The following is a 4,910-nucleotide window of genomic DNA, read 5'->3' on the forward strand; positions in this document are numbered from 1 at the left end:
CGGTGGAGGTGGCGACGTAGACGTCGTTGAGGGTTCCCTGGGTGAACGCGACGATGTCGTCCTTACCGTCACCGTTGAAATCCGTCGACGAACCCGGGGCGATGCCGGTGACCCGCCCGGCCTCGGCGAGCAGCGACCGGGCCTTGGCCTGTGACTGGTCGTAGCGGTCGGGGAAGCCGGATCGTTGGACGCACTGCGCGACCTGGCCTGCGGTGTAGCCGGGGTTGTCGCGGTCGCAGGTGATCGCCCTGGTGAAGAACTGCGTCGACGAGTAAACCGGGTCCGTGATCTGCTCCGGCGTGCCCCAGCCGTAGTCCCAGCGCTGCTGGAACACGCCGAGGGAGGACTTGTCCCCGCAGGGCAGGTTGTTCATGTGGGACTCGACCCAGCCGGTTTCGAAGCCGGCGAGCATCACCTTGTCGTTGACGCGAAGGTTGAGGCCCACCCGGTGCACGATCACGATGATCGACGGGTCGTGGTTCGCCGGTATCGAGGTGCAGGCCAGCGTGCCGAAGTTGGTGTTCGAGGGGGCCGCTGCGGCGGTTGCGGCCGGGGCCGTCACCGCCAGCGTGACGGTGACGGCAGCGGCCAGCCGGGCCGCGAGGTGGAACACGGCGGGTGTGCGGGTGGGAGTGTCCATGACGGCCCTCCGGGAAGCGGGGAACGGTGGTCCGGGTGGGGCGGGGCCGCTGTCCCGGAGGCGAGGGCGAGCGGCGAGGATGCGAAGACATCTGTCGATAGATGCGTGAAACTTACGGCCACTCGACGATGCAGTCAAGGAAGAAACTTTCGTGCGGCTGGAGGTCCGGAGATCGCCTCCCACCTGCGGGAATGGCGGACGACGGGGCGCCCTGCCGCACTCGGCCGCGACCTGGGGTATTGACATTAATCAAACGAGTTGGCTTCACTTCCGCCAGTGGCACCGTCCAGGAGCCCGCCCGCCGAGGTGACACATGGCCCGATCCCGCGGCTTGCGTGCCGTCGCCCTCACCGCTGTCCTCGCCATGGCTGCCGCGTCCGCGCCGTCTGCGGCGTCCGCCGCGCCGGGCCCTACCACCGCGCCGACGACCACCGTCTCGGCCCCGGCCGACCCCGGCGCCGTCGGTTGGGACGTCTACCGTCGCCTCGACCGGCTGCCCCACCTCGGCAGCGGGTCACGGACGCGACAGTTCTCCAGTTACGACCGGGCCGGCGGCAACGACGACGGGTTCAGCGGCACCCACTCCTGCCTGCGCACGATCGGCGGCTGCGTGATCGCCGAGGACCACGGCGCCGGTGAGATCGAGTCGATCTGGTTCACCCGCGACGACGGCGCGGTCGACGCCACCGGGTGGATCCGCATCGAGCTGGACGGCGCGACGGTCGTCGACACCGGGTTGCAGCACCTCGTCGACGGCGGCCTCGGCGCCCCGTTCGTCTACCCCCTGGTGAGCAACGCCGACCAGACGTCCGGCGGGGTGACCGTCAAGGTGCCGATGCCCTACCGACGGTCGATGCGCGTCACCACCCAGCACAACCCCCTGTTCCACCACGTCACCTACCGCAGCTTTGCCGATGCCCAGGGGATCCCGTCCTTCGACCCCGCGGACGCCGCCACCGACGTGGTGAACCTGCTGCGGGCCGCCGGCACCCGCGATCCCAAGCCGGCGCAGCCCGGCGCGGCCACGATCGGCGGCACCCACACCGTCCCCGCCAACGGCCAGGTCACCCTCGCCAGCCTGGCCGGTCCCCGGGCGCTCACGGCGCTGCGCCTGCGGGTGCCCGACGCGAGCGCCACCGACTCCCGCCTCGGGCGGCTGCGGCTGCGGATCACCTTCGACGGCCGGACGACAGTGGACTCGCCGGTGGCCGAGTTCTTCGGCTCCGGGCTCGGTGAGCGGTCGGTCCGGTCGCTGATGTCCGCCATGGACACCGCCCCGGGCGGCTGGTACAGCTCCTGGTGGCCGATGCCGTTCCGGACCGGCGCCGCCGTCACCCTCGTCAACACCGACGGCGTCGACCTCACCGGCGTCGGCTGGGAGATCACCTCCGCCCCCGGTGCCCAGTGGACCGACGCCCTGGCCGCCGACGGCGACGCCGGCTACTTCACCGCCCAGTCCCGGCGGGGCACGACCACGCCGGGGCAGGACTGGGCCGTCGCCGAGCAGGGCGGGCGCGGGCGCCTCGTCGGCGTGTCACAGACCATGCGCGGCCACGTCGCCGACGGCAACACCCGCAACTACCTGGAGGGCGACGAGCGAATCCACGTCGACGGTTCGGCGACGCCCCAGCTGCACGGCACCGGCACCGAGGACTTCTACGAGTCCGGCTGGTACTTCAACCGGGGCACCTACACCGGCGTCTTCACCGGCAACCCCGGACACCAGCTGCGTGCCGGCGGCTGTCCCCACGAGTGCGACGCGGCGTATCGGCTGATGATCGGCGACTCGATCGACTACGGCACCAGCCTGCGCTTCGGCATCGAGCACGGCCCGGCCAACGACATGCCCGCCGAGTACGGCTCCACGGCCTACCTCTACACCCAACCCACCGTCGGGCAGGCGCTCACCGACACGGTCACCGTCGGTGACGCGGCGAGTCGCGCGGCCCACGACTACTCCGACGGCGCCGCGACGCAGTACCCCCTCACCTCGGTCTTCGAGGGCGACGACGACGCGGCGACGGTCACCGGGCAGGTCCGCGCCGCCACGGCCCCGGTCCGCTTCCGCCTCGCCGTCGCCCCGGACAACCAGGGTGTACGGCTGCGGCGCACCGGCGAACAGGGCGCGGCGGGCCAGCAGGTGGCGGTGGCCGTCGACGGGGTCGCGGTGGGCACCTGGTCCCAGCCGCAGGGCAACGGCGCGCAGCGGTGGCGCAGCGACGAGTTCGTCCTGCCCGCCTCGGTGACCGCCGGCCGGTCCTCGGTCACCGTGACGCTGGTACCGGCCGTCGACCGGTCCGCCTGGACCGCCAGCTCCTACACCGCATCCAGCCTGGTGCGACCGTACGCCGACACCCGGCCGCCGACGACGGTCGCCGCGCCGACCGTCGCCGCCCGGACCCACGCGGTCGCCCTGAGCTGGCCGGCGGCGACCGACGACGTGGGCGTGGCCGGCTACCGGGTCTACGGCGCGCGCGCCGCCGACGTGCCGACCACCCCGGCCAACCTGCTCGGCGCCGTGCGGACCACCAGCTTCCGGCACGGACCGCTCGGCACCGGGCAACGTTGGCACTACCGGGTCGTGGCGCTGGACGAGGCGGGCAACGCCGGCCCCGCGTCGGGTGTCGCCACCGTGGTCAGCCGTGGCCGCAACACCAGCGACGTCAACGGCGACGGCCGGGACGACGTGGTCGACTTCACCCGTGGCGTCACCGCCGACGTCTTCGCCTCGATCTCCTCCGGCAGCGGGTTCGCACCGGCCGGCAGGTGGCACGACTTCTTCGCCACCGACGCCGAACTGCCCTTCACCGGCGACGTCGACGGCGACGGCCGGGCCGACGTCATCACCTTCACCCGGGGCGCGACGGCCGACGTCTACGTCGCGCTGTCCACCGGCACCGGATTCGGACCGGCCGGCAGGTGGCACGACTTCTTCGCCGTCGGCACCGAGACCCCCGCCGTCGGCGACGTCAACGGCGACGGGCGGGCCGACATCGTCACCTTCACCCGGGGCGCGACGGCCGACGTCTACGTCGCGCTGTCCACCGGCACCGGATTCGGACCGGCCGGCAGGTGGCACGACTTCTTCGCCGCCGGCACCGAGACCCCCGCCGTCGGCGACGTGGACGGCGACGGGCGCGACGACATCGTCACTTTCCTCCAGGGCGTCGGCGGCGCCGTCTACGTCTCGCTCTCCGACGGCAGCCGCTTCGTCCAGCACGCCTGGAAGTGGGGCGACGGCGTGGCCACCGGCAGCCAACTACCCGCGCTGGCCGACGTCACCGGCGACGGCCGCGACGACGTCGTCGTCTTCACCCGGGGCGCGAGCGCCGACGTCCTGGTCCGTCCCTCCACCGGCGGGGGTTTCGGTGCCGCCGCCACCTGGCACGGCAACTTCGCCATCGGCGCCGAGCTGCCCGGCGTCGGCGACTTCGACGGCGACGGGCGCGGCGACGCCGTCACCTACACCCGCGGCAGTGCCGCCGACGCCTACGTGTCGCTCTCCGACGGCAGCCGCCTCGTGCAGAACGGCTGGCGGTGGAGCGACCAGATCGCCCCCGGCTCCGACCTTCCCCGCCCCAGCCTCCCCTGACAGGAGCCGTCATGTCCCGGCACCCGAGAACTCTCCGTCGCTGCCTCGTCGCGCTGGTCACCCTGGCCGCGGCCGTCCTGACCGGCGTCGTGTCGGCGCCCACGGCCGCGCTGGCCGCGCCCAACTTCAAGGCGCCGTTCCCGTGCGGGCAGCGGTGGACCTACGACCACCACAGCGCCGAGGTGCGCCAGGCGCTGGACTTCGTGCGCGCCGACGGCGGCACCACCGGGGGCACGCCGCAGGTCGCCTCCGCCGCGGGGGTGGCCCGCCGCTACGCGCAGCCCAGCGGCGCCGGCAACTACGTGGTCATCGACCACGGCGGCGGCTGGAGCACCTACTACTTCCACCTCAGCGCCTACTCGGTGCCCGACGGGGCGTACGTCGAGCAGGGCCAGCAGATCGGCGTCACCGGCAGCACCGGTAACTCCTCCGGCCCGCACGTCCACTACGAACAGCTCTACAACGGGGTGGGGCAGTCGATCGTCATCAACGGTGTTTCGCTCGCGCCCTACCCGGGCCAGTACCACCAGAAGTACCTCGTCAGCGACAACTGTGGCGGTGGTGGGGGTGGTCGGTATCTGGGGGGTTCGTCGACGGATTTCAACGGTGACGGTAAGGACGACATCGTCGCGTTCACCCAGGGAACCCTCAACGACGTCTACGTCGCCACCTCCACCG

General features: G+C 72.4%; 2 protein-coding genes and 1 pseudogene. 2 read left to right on the forward strand and 1 reads right to left on the reverse strand.

Annotated features, from left to right (window positions below; genetic code table 11):
* A pseudogene (locus ACH4T9_RS31880) lies at window positions 1-640 on the reverse strand (VCBS repeat-containing protein); the annotation flags it as partial.
* A 313-nt stretch (window positions 641-953) separates the two neighbouring features.
* Here ACH4T9_RS31880 and ACH4T9_RS31885 point away from each other — a divergent pair.
* The gene (locus tag ACH4T9_RS31885) at window positions 954-4,232 is read left to right on the forward strand and encodes a DUF2961 domain-containing protein (protein ID WP_396686877.1); all 3,279 of its coding nucleotides are present in this window, start codon (window positions 954-956) and stop codon (window positions 4,230-4,232) included.
* 11 nt (window positions 4,233-4,243) lie between these two features.
* On the forward strand, window positions 4,244-4,910 hold a 667-nt coding region (locus ACH4T9_RS31890; protein WP_396675152.1), incomplete at its 3' end, for a M23 family metallopeptidase.

This window comes from Micromonospora sp. NPDC020750 (assembly GCF_044334565.1).
In the GTDB taxonomy this organism is placed as follows: domain Bacteria; phylum Actinomycetota; class Actinomycetes; order Mycobacteriales; family Micromonosporaceae; genus Micromonospora.